The organism is Pseudovibrio axinellae (assembly GCF_900110875.1).
GTDB classification, from domain to species: domain Bacteria; phylum Pseudomonadota; class Alphaproteobacteria; order Rhizobiales; family Stappiaceae; genus Pseudovibrio; species Pseudovibrio axinellae.
Genome location: NZ_FOFM01000003.1, coordinates 68,588 through 82,300 on the forward strand (window position 1 = coordinate 68,588; position 13,713 = coordinate 82,300).

Consider the following 13,713-nt stretch of genomic DNA (forward strand, 5'->3'; position numbering starts at 1 on the left):
GCCTCAGTGCTTAAGCTACGTGTGTTTTTGTGATGTTTTTGCCGAGGAAATACAGGCGATTGAGAGGGTTGAACCCGATGCGGTAGGCCAGTTCAGCTGGCTCGGTCACATCCCAAATAGCAATATTTGCGTTTTTACCTGCTTCCAGCGTACCGCAATTGTCCTGCTGCCCAAGTGCAAGTGCCGCGTTGCGCGTAATCCCAGCCAGTGCTTCCTGCGGCGTCATGCAAAACAGCGTGCAAGCCATGTTCATGCAAAGCAGAAGCGAGGTGAGCGGGGAGGATCCTGGATTGGCGTCCGTTGCCAAAGCGACCGGAACCCCCGCATCTCGCAGCAACTGGAGAGGGGGATGCTGTGTTTCACGAAGGTAGTAGAAAGCACCGGGCAGAAGAACAGCGACGGTGCCTGCATCCTTCATGGCCTGAACGCCAGCCTCATCCAAGTACTCCAGATGGTCGGCAGACAATGCCTTATGGTGCGCGGCCATGGTTGTGCCGCCGAGATTAGAGAGTTGTTCGGAGTGAATTTTAACAGGCAAGCCCAGCTCTTGGGCACGATCAAATACGCGAGAAACTTGCGCCGGTGAGAAAGCTATGCCCTCACAAAATGCATCAACGGCATCGGCCAGACCTTCAGATTGAACCGCTGGGAGAACCTGATCACAAACAAAGTCGATATACTCATCGCTTCGCCCTTCATATTCAGGCGGCAAAGCATGAGCTCCAAGGAAGGTTGTGAGAACCTGAACAGGGCGCAGCGTGCCTATCTTGCGCGCAACACGCAACATCTTCAGTTCGCTATCTAAATCAAGTCCGTAGCCGGATTTGATTTCTAACAGCGTAACCCCTTCACGCAGCAATGCATCCACACGAGGCAGCGCATATGCCAGCAGCTCATCTTCACTTGCAGCGCGGGTTGCTGCCACAGTCGAGCGGATGCCGCCACCAGCCCGGGCGATCTCCTCATAAGTTGCGCCGTTAAGGCGCATTTCAAACTCACGAGCCCGCGAACCGCCGTAAACAATATGCGTGTGGCAATCGATGAGAGAAGGTGTTGCAAGGCGTCCACCTAGATCTACTTGCGGGAGCGCTCGCCACTTTGTGGGCAAGTCGTCTTTAGGCCCAACCCAGCAGATTTTGTCACCTTCCAATGCAATAGCTGCATCACAGATTAGGCCATAGCCTGGTGTGTCTGACTGCAAAGTTGCAGCATTGACATTGGTGAGTACGGTTCGCCCGCGTGTCATGGACCCTCCCAAAATTCCACGTGAATTCACTTCATTAAAAACCTACATGGAAATCATATAATGTCTATACATAAAAAATGTGCAATGTGAGTATTTGACAAGCATACACACCTTTGAGGTCTCATTATATCGCTAAATTCTGCGGTGAAATGAACTTTTTGGTGATATCCAATCACTGTAAGGTGGTTGTGTGATGTGCATTTATGTATATGCTTAATGTAGGTTCGGTTGATCAAAATTGATTTTACTTTCACGGCAAACCCATTGAGTGAGCAATGAAATCTATCTTTGCAGGGCAGGCATTACTTCCAACAGGCCTTACTAAAAACGTTCGGCTGCATGTGGATGAAACGGGCAAAATCACCTCAATAGAAACAGGGGTTGAGCCTGCCGGAGATGAGGTTGGCAGTTTGGGCAAACTTATTTGCCCAGCTCCCGCAAACCTGCACTCTCATGCCTTCCAACGGGCGATGGCAGGCATGACTGAGGTGCGCCAAAAGGGAAAAGATAGCTTCTGGACCTGGCGTGAGCTGATGTATCGCTTCCTCGGTAAATTAGGCCCGGAACAGGTCGAGGCCATTGCTGCGCTGGTCTATATGGAGATGCTGGAAGCAGGTTACGCAAGTGTTGGGGAGTTCCATTACCTCCACCATCAACCAGATGGTACAGCATATGCAAACCTTGCTGAAATGAGCAACCGTGTCTTTGCAGCAGCCAGCCAAACTGGCATTGGGCTCACGCATTTGCCAGTGCTGTATTCTTATGGTGGAGCAAGAGAACAAGCACTCAGCGGTGGGCAGCTGCGGTTTGGAAATGATTTGGACCGTCACCTTCAACTTATTGAACAAGCTGAGAAAACGCTCGCCAGCGCGCTCCCCTCTGATTGCCGGGTTGGCATAGCTCCCCATTCGCTCAGAGCCACCAATCCCGAGCAACTACGAGCAATAGCAAAAGTGTTCGCGGGTAAGCCGGTTCACATCCATATCTCAGAGCAAATGAAGGAAGTGGAGGCCGTTCAGGAATGGCTCGGTGCACGGCCTATTGAATGGTTGCTAGAGAATGTGGACGTACGCGACAACTGGTGCTTTGTACATGCAACGCATATGAGCGAAGCTGAAACGGTTGCCATGGCGAAGGCAGGTGCGGTTGCTGGCCTTTGCCCTATTACCGAAGCAAACCTTGGCGATGGCATCTTCAACGGCCCAACCTTCATTGAAGCCGGTGGTGTTTATGGCATCGGGTCGGATAGCAACCTGCGTATATCGCTCTCCGAAGAACTGAGAATTCTTGAATACAGCCAACGTCTTAGAGATCAGTCACGCAATGTTATGCTGTGCGGTGAAGGCTCCGTTGGTACAGCAATGTTTTATGCAGCCGCAAAGGGAGGCGCGCAGGCTCTGGGGCGTCATACCGGAACGCTCGCTAAGGGATACCTGGCGGACGTTGTCGCCATCGATACGGCACGTGTTGAGTTTTCTGGGCTAAAGCCAGAGCAGTATCTGGACTATTGGATCTTCGCAGGCGATGACCGTGTTGTGAGCGATGTGTGGTCTGCAGGGCGGCATATGGTTGAGCATGGCGAGCACATTCACAGGCAGGCAATCGCGGCAAAGTACCGGGAGCAGATTGCAGTGTTACTGGATGAGGCTTAAACGTATCAACGAAAATCGCAGACAGGTTTTGCGAATGATAAACGATATATAACAGATAGTTAGGGCGCGTATCTGGACACTAGTAGGGCGCTTTAATACCGCAAAATTTATGTGATGAACAAAGACAGGACAGGCGCTTGAGATCCTATAAGGAAATCCGAGGCATTTTGCAGGGACGTATCACCAGCCATCAATGGCAACCAGGTGATCTGCTTCCAAGTGAGCAAGCGCTTTCTGAGGAGTTTGGCTGTACACGCGCAACCGTAAACCGCGCCATGCGTGAACTGGCAGATGCTGGTTTGGTTGAACGTCGCCGTAAAGCTGGAACGCGTGTGATTCAACCCAATTCTCACCCTGCCACCATCACAATTCCAGTCATCAGGCAGGAGATTGAGGACAAGGGCCAGAGCTATCGATACCTTCTGTTAGAGCGCCTGGAAGCTTTGCCACCGGAAGATGTTCGAACTCAACTCGGCTTGTCTGATAACGAAAAATCGTTGTTTCTTAAGAGTTTGCATTATGGAGACGGCATTCCGCAGCAGCTTGATATACGCTGGATCAACCTTTGTGCAATTCCAGAAGCAGCCGAGGAGAGCTTTGCAGATATCGGCCCCAATGAATGGCTGCTTCAACGGGTTCCGCACCCCAATATCGAGCATGTTTTTCGCGCAGATCAGGCGACAGCCGAAGAACAGAGGCTGCTTCAACTGGACGAAGGGGAGCCAGTCTTTACTATAGAACGCCGCACATGGATTGTTGGGGAAGGCATCACCTATGTGCGCCTTGTTCATCCAGGTAGCCGCTACCGCATGGCAACGCGCAGTTCAACAGAGCCGACTTTCAGCTAACATAGCAACGCGTTGATTTGCGTTTTTATGTGTTATTTTGCGTTTCTTTGTTCAGCACTTCGGCAAAGTGGTCTTCCAGTCGAATCCTGCCGTAACACTTGCCAACCATGTCCATACGCATAGCGCTCAAAAAGAACTGGATTGGCCCATAGGTCTTCGCGGAGGTGAAGGTCTCTAGAATTTTTTGTGCAGCAACACTTATCCAGTTTGGCAGGTGGGTAATCCTGGCTTTTTTGTTCAGGCTTTTAAACGCAATTTCTGCCAGTTCATTGTGTGTGTATTTTGTAGGGCCACCAACTTCGGCAAAGGTCTGTTCACTGCTGATAATTTCATAGCACGCTGCTGCAAGGTCCTTGCCGTGAATCGGATTGATGCGGTATTTTCCAGAACCGAAAACGTAAACGCGGCCCGACTTAGCCATGTTTAAAAAGTCTTCTAAGTCTGAAAAGTATCCGCTGGGGGAAATCACGGTGCTTTTGATCGGTGCAGCTTGGAGTGTTTTTACAAAATGCTGCTTGGCGTGCACCAGCTCCACATTCAAAAGTTTGGTCGCGTTCAGAACGTGGATATAGGCAAACTGAGGAACGCTGTTCTCGACTGCAAGGTCGAGCAGGTTCTTGTTAGCGCGATAATCTACATCGTGATAGGTGAGGCCGTCTTTTTGGCGCGTGATTCCCAGCGCAGAGACGACCAGATCCACATCTTCCATCAATCCCATTAAGGTTGCGGCGTTGGTTGCTTCACCTTCAAAAAACTCTGTCGCATCCAGTCCTTTGGTGTGCGCAGCAGCAGTACTGCGTACCAGCGCGCGCACGGCCCAACCCTGCTGTTTGTAGTGAGCGACAAGATAGGCGCCCAGATAACCCGTTGCACCAGCGATCACGACTGTTTTCATCACTATACCCTCAAAAATCATGCGCTTGAAAGGCAAGCAACCAAGGAACACAACAGGGTGCGAGCAGCCTTTAGCAGGGTCGCACAGAAGAAGCTGTTGCTAAGAGCGAAAAATGCTCAACTGGCGATAAGTCTTGTCTTTTGAAGCAGTGATAAGTGCTCCCAATCACGATTGGAAAGTACCTTTCACTGACCATGAAGATGAGCGCTTCATCCGCCAAAATCAACCGGTAATTTTATAAGAAAGTAAGGTTCGTTTTGAGAAGAGCCAACCAGAGAAAGGAGAGCTGCTAAGCTCTTCCTCTTTCAGAGTGAGTGGCCTGTTTTTATAACTAGCCCTTGCCTTGCCAAGGGATCAGAAGACGTTCCAGATATCGCATACCAAGCTCAATGGTGTACCCAATGAGCCCGATCACAAAGATGCCGATCACAACCGTGTCCGTTTGCAAAAAGTTCTTTGCAATCATAATCATAGAGCCAACGCCCTTATCTGCGGCCACAAGTTCTGCCGCAACCACTGTTCCCCAGCATACGCCCATTGCCGTACGCAGGCCGGTGAATATTTCGGGGAGCGCGTTAGGGAGAATAACGTGAAACAGGATCTGCAACCGAGATGCGCCTAGCGAGTACGCAGCATGTACTTTTGAAATCTTCACACTGTTCACCCCAGAGCGCGCGGCCAAGGTCATGATGAAGAGAGATGCGAGGAACAACAGGAAGATCTTGGCTGTTTCATCGATGCCAAACCATAAAATGATCAACGGAATAAGAGCGAGTGGCGGAATCGGGCGCATGAACTCGACAATTGGGTCAAATAAACCACGCGCGATAGAAGAAAGCCCCATGGCAAGCCCTAGAGGTACGCCAACAGCCGCGCCAAGAACGACACCGGCAAGTACGCGGAAAACAGAGATACCAATGTGATCACAAAGCGCCACATTGCGGAAGCCTTCGGAAAGCAACTTGCTGATACGGGCCAGCGTTGCATTGATAGACGGCCAGTAAAAGCTTTCCAACATGCCTAATGCACTGGCTATACCCCATGCAGCCAACAGCAGAACAACTGTCAAAATCGAGTAGAACCGACCTGAATTCACCGCGCTGGCGTCCCCAAAGCGAACGGTCTTTTGCTGTGTGAAGACATTGTCTTTCAAGCCAAGCCAAACAGAAAGGCCGGACGGGGGCGTGTGGTGTTTGCTCATGTCAGCCTCCTACGCTGGTTCCAGCTCTTTTTCATTGCCCATAATTTCCTCTTCCATCTCCCAGATGAGAGAGAGAACCTCTTCGCGTGTTTGAACAAACTCAGGCGAAGCTTTGATCTGCCGTGGGCTTTCCACCAAGCCGCGATCAGCAAACGGTAATTGGTATTCACGCAAAATCCTGCCAGGGCGTGGTGCCATCACAATTAACCTTTCACCAAGGAACAGCGCTTCCTCAACAGAGTGAGTGATTAAAATGATGGTCTTTCCAGTTTCTTTCCAAAGCTTGAGAACGAGGCTTTGCATCTTTTCGCGCGTCAGAGCATCAAGAGCGCCAAGTGGTTCATCCATCAAAATCACATCAGGGTCATTTGCAAGGCAGCGGGCCAGCGCCACGCGTTGCTGCATGCCACCAGAAAGCTGGTAGACTGGTTTCTTGCCAAAGTCCTGCAGCCCGACGATCTGCAAAAGCTCATCGACCTTGCGTCTGGTTTCAGCGGCGCGTTTTCCTGCCATTTTCGGGCCAAAAGCGATGTTCTTTTCAACGGTCATCCACTCAAATAACGCACCTTGTTGAAACACCATCCCGCGATCAGGGCCGGGCTTTGTAACCTCTTTACCTTCCCGCATCACGCGGCCAGAGGTTGGCCGAAGGAAACCTGCAATGATATTGAGAAGAGTTGTCTTTCCGCATCCCGACGGGCCAAGCACAGAGATGATCTCACCATCTCTCACATCCAGATGTACGTTATTGAGAGCATGGACCTGATCACCGTTGGGCAGGGTGAACACCATCGAGATTTTGTCGGCAACTATTCCACTCACGGCTCTTCTCCCAGTTCCTCGTAAAATGCCTGGTTCACCCGGCCTTATTCTTGGAAAAATGGCGGGGCAAAGCCCGCCATGTTCGGAAGTTGGTTATTTGAGGTAGCTGGCGTCAACAAATGTAGAGTAGTCATTGAGCGCCTGATCCAGCCCACCAGCTGAAACCATGACATCCGCGACGCCTTTTGCGGCTGCCTGAATGCCGCCACCAAGCCAGTCTTCGCTCAACTGTTCTTCGTTACTTGGAAAACCGAAGTTGGCGATCATCTTTTGGGCCAGCTCATTATCCATGCCCGCGGCCCGTGCAATCTTGCCAAGGGCTGCATCCGGGTCGGCATTGTAGGCGGCGTTGGCCTGATTGGTGACTGTCAGAAACTTTGTCACCAGTTCGGGGTGTTCCTCAGCAAAGCTGTTGGTCACGTTCACAACATCAAAGGTATTGATGCCAACTGCTTCCTGTTCAGCACCTGTCATCAAAGGGGTGCCAACGGTTTTCATCCGGTCAAGTGCGCCCCCAAATGCACAACCCATCACCACGTCCCCACGCAAAACTGCAACGGCCGCATCCGCAGGGTTCATCTGCACAAGGTTGACCTTGTTGATATCAACGTTGAGGTGCTGCAAAGTGCGTATGAGTTTGTAATGCGTAACGTTGCCGATTGGGGTTGCAACTTTCTGTCCTTCCAGCGCGGTCGCATTTTCCTTGGTGATGCCGGAATCATTGCGAACAATGCAAAGGTCATTTTCCGCGTAGGTGACAGCAACGCCAACAAGCTTGATGGGTGCCCCTGAGGAAACGCCAACGACGAACGGAACGAAACCGTTGCTGTAAGCAATCTGTACATCACCGGAAACCATGGCCTGTACCATCTCGTTTCCATTCCCAAAAGCGCGCCACTCAACCTCTAAACCAAGAGCATCATCATAAGTCTTGTCGATTTGTGCGGCTTGGTTCGCTGTCGGCCACTCCAGAAAATAAGCGACGGTAATTTTATCAAGGGCTTGAGCAGATTGCAGTCCAAGCCCCGTAATCAAGCCTGCTGCAAGAGCCAGTTTACCCGCGAGCTTCCCAAATGCCATGATGATCCCCCTAGTGGTGCTAAATTATTATTTCCTCTTTTGTTTTTCGTCGTATCTCGTGGCTGGATACTTGCTCGATTTAATTATGTTCACGAATGAGGACACTATGAAACCGTTGGTCCCGGTAGTGCCAGTTACTGCGTGCTCATGGGGCCAGATAGTATTTTTGAAGATATGATTATATATATCTATGTAAGAGCGTGAAAATATCTATGATGCATACGCAGTGCTCCTGTTGAGGTAGAATAAATAAATATAACAATACCCTATCTCTTGATCGGAATTGTTATATTTAGGTGGGTATTGGCATTGTTTTACGTGTAGAGCGAGTGGTTATCATGGGCTTGTTTGCTATATGAGAAAGTAACTCTATGCCTCTTGGTATTTTTTCTGCATCTATGGAAGAAAATCCTAGCCGAAAGTAATTTTTACCTTGGTTTGGGTTTGCGAAGAAGACGTTTCCTGGCTCGATCAAAATACCTCGCTGCATTGCTTCATCGGCCAGTGTTGATGCGTCTAGGTCTGGCGGTCCACAGACCCAGAATGAGGAGCCGCCAAACGCAGAGACCTGCGCCCAACCGGGGAAGTGACGCGCCATCGCTTCGCTTAGGGAATTCCAGCGGTTGGAATAGGCGTGGTGAAGCTTGCTGATGAGGGCATCTTGTGAGCCCTGCGCCAGAAACAAAGCAACACTGCGTTGGTTGTTGCCGGGTGGATGGCGCAGCATCAATCGCCGCATGGCACGCACCTCTTTGATCACTTGCCGAGGCGCAACAATAAAACCAACTCGCAGCCCTGGCATAATGGATTTGGAGAGGCTGCCCACGTAAAGCACGCGTCCAGAGGTATCAATGGAGCGCAGAGCAGCAGTCGGCTGCCCGCGATAATTGGTTTCGTATTCGTAGTCATCCTCTATAATCAGGGCATCAGATTGAGCCGCCCATTCCAGCACCTCACGCCGCCGTTTCATAGTCATGGTCGTGTTGGTGGGAAACTGATGGCTGGGGGTCACATAAACCAGCTTTGCGTCGCCTAGTTTTGCAACCTGTATGCCCTCCTCATCAATCGGTATGGCTCGAATATCGGCACTACGAAGCTGCATAATATTGCGCACATCAGGGTAACCGGGGTCTTCAACCGCAACAGGTGTGTCCTGTTTTACGAGCAAGTGCGCAATCAGAAACAAGGCATTTTGTGCGCCCATTGTAACGAGGATTTCGTCCGGCTCTGCAATAACACCGCGCCGTATCAGGATACGGCGCTGAATTTGTTCAATGAGCATAGGGTCATCAGCCGTAAAGCGGTCATCTGTCCACGCATCCAGCCATTTGATACTCATTGTCTGGCGCACACAATCCCGCCATGCACTGATAGGGAAAAGCGTTGGGTCGACCTGGCCGTAAATGAAGGGGTAGGGGTAGCTGTGCCAGTTTTCTGTTTTTAGAATATTGAATTGAGTTGAAGGCGTTAACCGCAGCTTCTCACCCCAGTCCACGCAGTCATCCCGATTCTGCTCTTTGCTGGGCGCTGTCTCGGGGAGTTGCCCAAGGTTCTCTACCATCTCTGGCGAAACATAAAAGCCGGAGCGCTCGCGGGTGTTCAGGTAACCATCAGCCGCCAGTGCCTGATAAGCCAACATGACTGTATTGCGAGAGACACCCAGTCGCTTTGCAAGGGCACGTGTGGAAGGGACCGGCGTGTTTTTTGCAAGTTGGCCTGAGAGAATTGCGGAAACGAGCATTTCTCTAATCTGGCTTTGCAAGGTTGAGCTGTTGTCGCGATCGACCGAAAACAAGCTGTATCTCATGATGAGCCGTCCCTTCAACATAACCGTGAAGTATCAGCATGATTTCAACTGGCTCTATGGTCAAGAACAACTGGACCTATCTGCCAGAATATTTCACCGACATGATTTGATGAACAGTGCCTTTAGGGCAGTTGCTGGTGAATGACACAATGTTCCGGGAGAAATATTGAGATGAGTGTTCTTGTAGAAACCATTGAGCAAACAAAAACAAATTCTCTCGAACAGCACTGGATGCCATTTACGGCCAACAAAGACTTCAAGCGAGCGCCCCGTCTTATTACACGCTCCGAAGGGATGTACTTGTGGAACCAAAATGGTGACCGTCTGGTAGACGGTTCCTCCGGCTTGTTCAACGTGCCAGCAGGCCATGCGCGCAAGTCAATTGCAGATGCCGTTCATGCTCAAATGATGCAGAACGGATACACAGCGCCATTCCAGCTGGGTCAGCCGACATCCTTTGAGTTTGCCGCCAAACTCACCAAAATTATGCCGGAGCCGTTCAATCATGTGTTCTTTGTGAATTCGGGCTCTGAAGCCATCGATACCGCGCTGAAAATGGTCATGGCCTATCATCGTGCCAATGGTGATGCACAGCGCACTCGCTTTGTCTCCCGTGAGCGGGCGTACCACGGTGTGAATATGGGCGGGGTCTCTTTGGCAGGTATGGTCAAAAACCGCGAAACTTTCCCGGTTGTCATGCCAAACATCGTCATGATGCGCCATACGTGGAACGAGGAGAACGCCTTCACAAGAGGCCAGCCGGAAACCGGTGTGGAACTGGCAAACGATCTGCAGCGCTTCTGTGAGACCTACGGTGGCTCCACAATCGCTGCTGTGTTCATTGAGCCTGTCGCGGGTTCTACCGGAACGCTCGTCCCGCCAAAGGGGTATTTGGAGCGTGTCCGCCAGATCTGCGACGAGCACGGCATTCTGCTGGTGTTTGATGAAGTGATCACTGGCTTCGGTCGTCTTGGCAAACCGTTTGCAGTGGATGCGTTCAACGTGATGCCAGACATCATCACATTGGCAAAAGCACTCACAAACGGAGCAATCCCGATGGGAGCCGTTGCTGCGTCAGATCAGGTTTATGAGACCATCACCGAAGCAGCACCAGAAAATGCCATCGAGTTCTTCCACGGATACACATATTCGGCACACCCAGCAGCCTGTGCAGCAGGTTTGGCGACGCTTAAAATTTACGAGGAAGAAGGCCTGTTCGAACGAGCGGCCGAACTGAGCGATTACTTCCTTGATGCGATCTGGTCCCTGCAAGATATCCCGATTGTGAAGGATATCCGAGGCTACGGGCTTATGGGCGGCGTAGAGGTTCACCCGCTTCCCGGTAAACCCGGCATCCGCGGCAACGAGATGCAAAAGCGGTTGTTCTGGAACGGCTGTCACGCCAAATGGACGGGGGACACAGCCATTCTGGCGCCAGCGTTTATTGCAGAGCGAAGTCATGTCGATGAGATCGTGGATGCAATGAGGAAAACGCTCATAGCTGAATAGATCGAAGAAAGTATTGTTTTGAGAAGAGCACATTTGTGCTCTTCTTTTGTTTTTCAAATTGGTTGAGGGGAGGCGATCAATGACGAAGTCTATTCCGCAAAATGCGCGTGTTGTGATCATTGGTGGCGGTATTGCTGGGTGTTCAGTTGCGTATCATCTGGCAAAGCTTGGCTGGCAGGACATCGTGCTGCTGGAGCGCAAGCAGCTCACCTGCGGCACCACCTGGCATGCCGCAGGGCTGATCGCCCAATTACGCGCATCCAAAAACATGACGCGCCTCGCAAAATACTCGCAGGAGCTTTATGGCGAGCTGGAAGCTGAAACTGAAATCGCGACAGGTTTCCGCCGCAACGGCTCAATCACAGTCGCCTTAACCGAAGAACGCCGCAGCGAGATCCTACGCTCAGCCGCAATGGCGCGAGCGTTTGGGGTGGAAGTGGAAGAAATTTCCACCTCAGAACTGTTGGACCGCTACCCCTATGTAAATGCGCAGGATGTAACAGCAGCCGTCTACCTGCCAAAGGATGGGCAGGGCGACCCGGGTAACATCGCGCTTGCTCTTGCCAAAGGTGCCCGCCAACGCGGAGCACAGGTGTTTGAAGGTGTCAAAGTCACAGGCATTGCTAAGAAAAATGGAGCGGTCTCAGGTGTCTCTTGGCAGCGAGATAGCAGTGATGAACAAGGCCATATTGCAGCCGATTATGTGGTCAACTGCGCTGGTATGTGGGCGCACCAACTGGGCAAAGTGGCTGGTGTCAACGTGCCGCTGCATGCCTGTGAGCATTTCTATATGGTCACAGATAACATCGCAGGCCTTCCCCAACTCCCCACACTGCGCGTGCCAGATGAATGTGCCTACTACAAGGAAGATGCCGGCAAAATCCTGCTGGGCGCGTTTGAGCCAACCGCCAAACCATGGGGCATGCAGGGCATTTTGGATGACTTCTGCTTCGATCAACTGCCAGAAGACATCGAACACTTTGAACCCATTCTGGAGCAAGCGGTCAATCGTTTCCCTGAACTGGCAGTGACGGGCATTCACACCTTCTTCAACGGCCCTGAAAGCTTCACTCCGGATGATGCCTATCATCTGGGCGAAGCACCGGAACTGAAGAATTTCTTTGTCTGTGCTGGCTTCAACTCCATCGGCATCCAATCCGCTGGTGGCGCAGGCATGGCGCTTGCGCATTGGATGGAGCATGGTTATCCGCCCTTTGATGTTTCCGACGTTGATATCCGGCGCATGCAGCCGTTCATGGGCAATAAAACGTTCCTCTATCAACGCTCGAAAGAAACGCTCGGCCTGCTCTATGCCGATCACTTCCCCTTCCGCCAGAAAGCCACGGCACGCGGCGTCCGTCGCTCTCCGCTGCATGAGCATCTCAAACAAGCAGGCGCAGCGTTTGGTGAAGTTGCTGGTTGGGAACGCGCCAATTGGTTTGCAGAGCAGGGGCAGGACCCAACCTACGACTACTCCTGGAAACGCCAGAACTGGTTTGAAAACTCCAAACGAGAACACCTCGCCATCCGCAACAATGTCGGTCTCTACGACATGTCTTCCTTCGGGAAAATCCGCGTGGAAGGCCCGGATGCAGAAGACCTCCTCAATCATATGTGCGGCGGAAACATGTCTGTGCCTGTAGGCAAAATTGTCTACACGCAGTTCCTCAATGAACGAGGTGGTATTGAAGCCGACCTCACCGTCACGCGCCTCTCAGAGACTGCTTATCTACTCGTAACTCCAGCAGCCACTGTTATCCGGGAACTCAGCTGGCTCAATAAGCACAAGGCTGGCGCCAATGTGGTCATCACCGACATTACAGCAGGTGAAGCCACATTGATGGTGATGGGGCCAAACTCAAGAGAGCTGCTCTCCAAAGTCTCCAATCACGATTGGTCCAACGAGAACCATTCATTCGGAACCATGCAGGAGATCGAACTCGGCATGGGATTGGCCCGAGCCTATCGTGTGTCCTATGTGGGAGAGCTTGGCTGGGAGCTCTATGTCTCAACCGACATGGCCGCCCACGCTTATGAGACACTGGTGGAAGCAGGCGCCGATATCGACCTGAAACTCTGCGGTCTCCACGCAATGGATTCCCTGCGTATTGAGAAAGGCTTCCGACATTTCGGACACGATATCACCGAGGAAGATCATGTTGTGGAAGCAGGTCTCGGCTTTGCTGTCAGCACCAAGAAACCATCCTTCATCGGCAGAGACGCAGTCTTGCGAAGGAAAGAAGAGGGCCTCTCATCCCGAATGCTGCAGTTCAAGCTGAAAGATTCAGAACCACTTCTGCATCACAACGAACCAGTCCTGCGCGATGGTGAGATCGTCGGTTACCTCACCTCCGGCAACTACGGCCACACTCTGGGCGGTGCCATTGGCCTTGGCTACGTGCCGTGCAAAGGCGAAACAATCAAAGACATGCTCGCCTCCAGCTACCAGATCGACGTCGAAGGCACACTCTGCGACGCAAAAGTATCCTTCCAGCCAATGTATGACCCCAAAGGACTACGTATGCGCGGGCTGAAGGAAGCTGGAAAGCGCAGAACTGAAGACAACACCTCGCACGGCATAACAGATACCTTAAAAGAAAAAAGCCCGAGCAGTGGTCAGCTGCGCGGGCTTTAAGGTTCATGCCCCTCTCTG

General features: G+C 51.7%; 10 protein-coding genes. 4 read left to right on the forward strand and 6 right to left on the reverse strand.

Annotation, left to right across the window (positions count from 1 at the left end; genetic code table 11):
* Positions 1 to 10: 10 nt before the first annotated feature.
* Positions 11 to 1,246, reverse strand: a complete 1,236-nt coding sequence (gene hutI, locus BMZ51_RS08800; protein ID WP_068000609.1) for an imidazolonepropionase — start codon at positions 1,244 to 1,246, stop codon at positions 11 to 13.
* Positions 1,247 to 1,521: 275 nt separating this feature from the next.
* On the opposite strand from hutI, the gene BMZ51_RS08805 reads away from it, so the two are divergent.
* Together BMZ51_RS08805 and BMZ51_RS08810 are read left to right on the forward strand one after the other, a co-directional pair.
* The gene (locus BMZ51_RS08805; RefSeq protein ID WP_068000606.1) at positions 1,522 to 2,898 is read left to right on the forward strand and encodes a formimidoylglutamate deiminase; all 1,377 of its coding nucleotides are present in this window, start codon (positions 1,522 to 1,524) and stop codon (positions 2,896 to 2,898) included.
* Positions 2,899 to 3,035: 137 nt separating this feature from the next.
* Positions 3,036 to 3,746: a histidine utilization transcriptional repressor HutC gene (locus BMZ51_RS08810; protein ID WP_068000603.1), complete on the forward strand. Its 711-nt coding sequence runs from the start codon at positions 3,036 to 3,038 to the stop codon at positions 3,744 to 3,746.
* Between the two features lie 25 nt (positions 3,747 to 3,771).
* Here the strand turns inward: BMZ51_RS08810 and BMZ51_RS08815 are convergent, their stop codons facing one another.
* The 5 genes from BMZ51_RS08815 to pdxR all read right to left on the reverse strand — a co-directional run bounded on the left by BMZ51_RS08815 (position 3,772) and on the right by pdxR (position 9,551).
* Entirely contained in the window at positions 3,772 to 4,641 is an 870-nt protein-coding gene (locus BMZ51_RS08815; protein ID WP_068000601.1) for an SDR family oxidoreductase, read from the reverse strand.
* 331 nt (positions 4,642 to 4,972) lie between these two features.
* Complete coding sequence (locus BMZ51_RS08820; protein WP_068000597.1) at positions 4,973 to 5,842, reverse strand: ABC transporter permease; 870 nt, start codon at positions 5,840 to 5,842, stop codon at positions 4,973 to 4,975.
* Positions 5,843 to 5,851: 9 nt separating this feature from the next.
* A complete protein-coding gene (locus BMZ51_RS08825; RefSeq protein ID WP_068000594.1) occupies positions 5,852 to 6,634 on the reverse strand; it encodes an ABC transporter ATP-binding protein in 783 nt (260 codons plus the stop codon).
* Positions 6,635 to 6,757: 123 nt separating this feature from the next.
* Complete coding sequence (locus tag BMZ51_RS08830; RefSeq protein ID WP_068000590.1) at positions 6,758 to 7,744, reverse strand: taurine ABC transporter substrate-binding protein; 987 nt, start codon at positions 7,742 to 7,744, stop codon at positions 6,758 to 6,760.
* A 292-nt stretch (positions 7,745 to 8,036) separates the two neighbouring features.
* Positions 8,037 to 9,551 carry a MocR-like pyridoxine biosynthesis transcription factor PdxR gene (gene pdxR, locus BMZ51_RS08840; RefSeq protein WP_068000584.1) on the reverse strand — a complete coding sequence of 505 codons (1,515 nt, stop codon included), beginning with the start codon at positions 9,549 to 9,551 and terminating at the stop codon, positions 8,037 to 8,039.
* 171 nt (positions 9,552 to 9,722) lie between these two features.
* Here pdxR and aptA point away from each other — a divergent pair, with 171 nt between their 5' ends.
* Positions 9,723 to 11,060 carry an omega-aminotransferase AptA gene (gene aptA / locus BMZ51_RS08845; RefSeq protein WP_068000581.1) on the forward strand — a complete coding sequence of 446 codons (1,338 nt, stop codon included), beginning with the start codon at positions 9,723 to 9,725 and terminating at the stop codon, positions 11,058 to 11,060.
* Between the two features lie 79 nt (positions 11,061 to 11,139).
* Complete coding sequence (locus BMZ51_RS08850) at positions 11,140 to 13,695, forward strand: GcvT family protein (protein WP_208979388.1); 2,556 nt, start codon at positions 11,140 to 11,142, stop codon at positions 13,693 to 13,695.
* Positions 13,696 to 13,713: the final 18 nt, after the last annotated feature.

Coding starts and splice junctions, on each gene's coding strand:
- BMZ51_RS08820 (WP_068000597.1), bottom strand. CDS start 5,842: ATGAGCAAACACCACACGCCCCCGTCCGGCCTTTCTGTTTGGCTTGGC.
- BMZ51_RS08830 (WP_068000590.1), bottom strand. CDS start 7,744: ATGGCATTTGGGAAGCTCGCGGGTAAACTGGCTCTTGCAGCAGGCTTG.
- aptA (WP_068000581.1), top strand. CDS start 9,723: ATGAGTGTTCTTGTAGAAACCATTGAGCAAACAAAAACAAATTCTCTC.
- hutI (WP_068000609.1), bottom strand. CDS start 1,246: ATGACACGCGGGCGAACCGTACTCACCAATGTCAATGCTGCAACTTTG.
- pdxR (WP_068000584.1), bottom strand. CDS start 9,551: ATGAGATACAGCTTGTTTTCGGTCGATCGCGACAACAGCTCAACCTTG.
- BMZ51_RS08850 (WP_208979388.1), top strand. CDS start 11,140: ATGACGAAGTCTATTCCGCAAAATGCGCGTGTTGTGATCATTGGTGGC.
- BMZ51_RS08825 (WP_068000594.1), bottom strand. CDS start 6,634: ATGGTGTTCACCCTGCCCAACGGTGATCAGGTCCATGCTCTCAATAAC.
- BMZ51_RS08805 (WP_068000606.1), top strand. CDS start 1,522: ATGAAATCTATCTTTGCAGGGCAGGCATTACTTCCAACAGGCCTTACT.
- BMZ51_RS08815 (WP_068000601.1), bottom strand. CDS start 4,641: ATGAAAACAGTCGTGATCGCTGGTGCAACGGGTTATCTGGGCGCCTAT.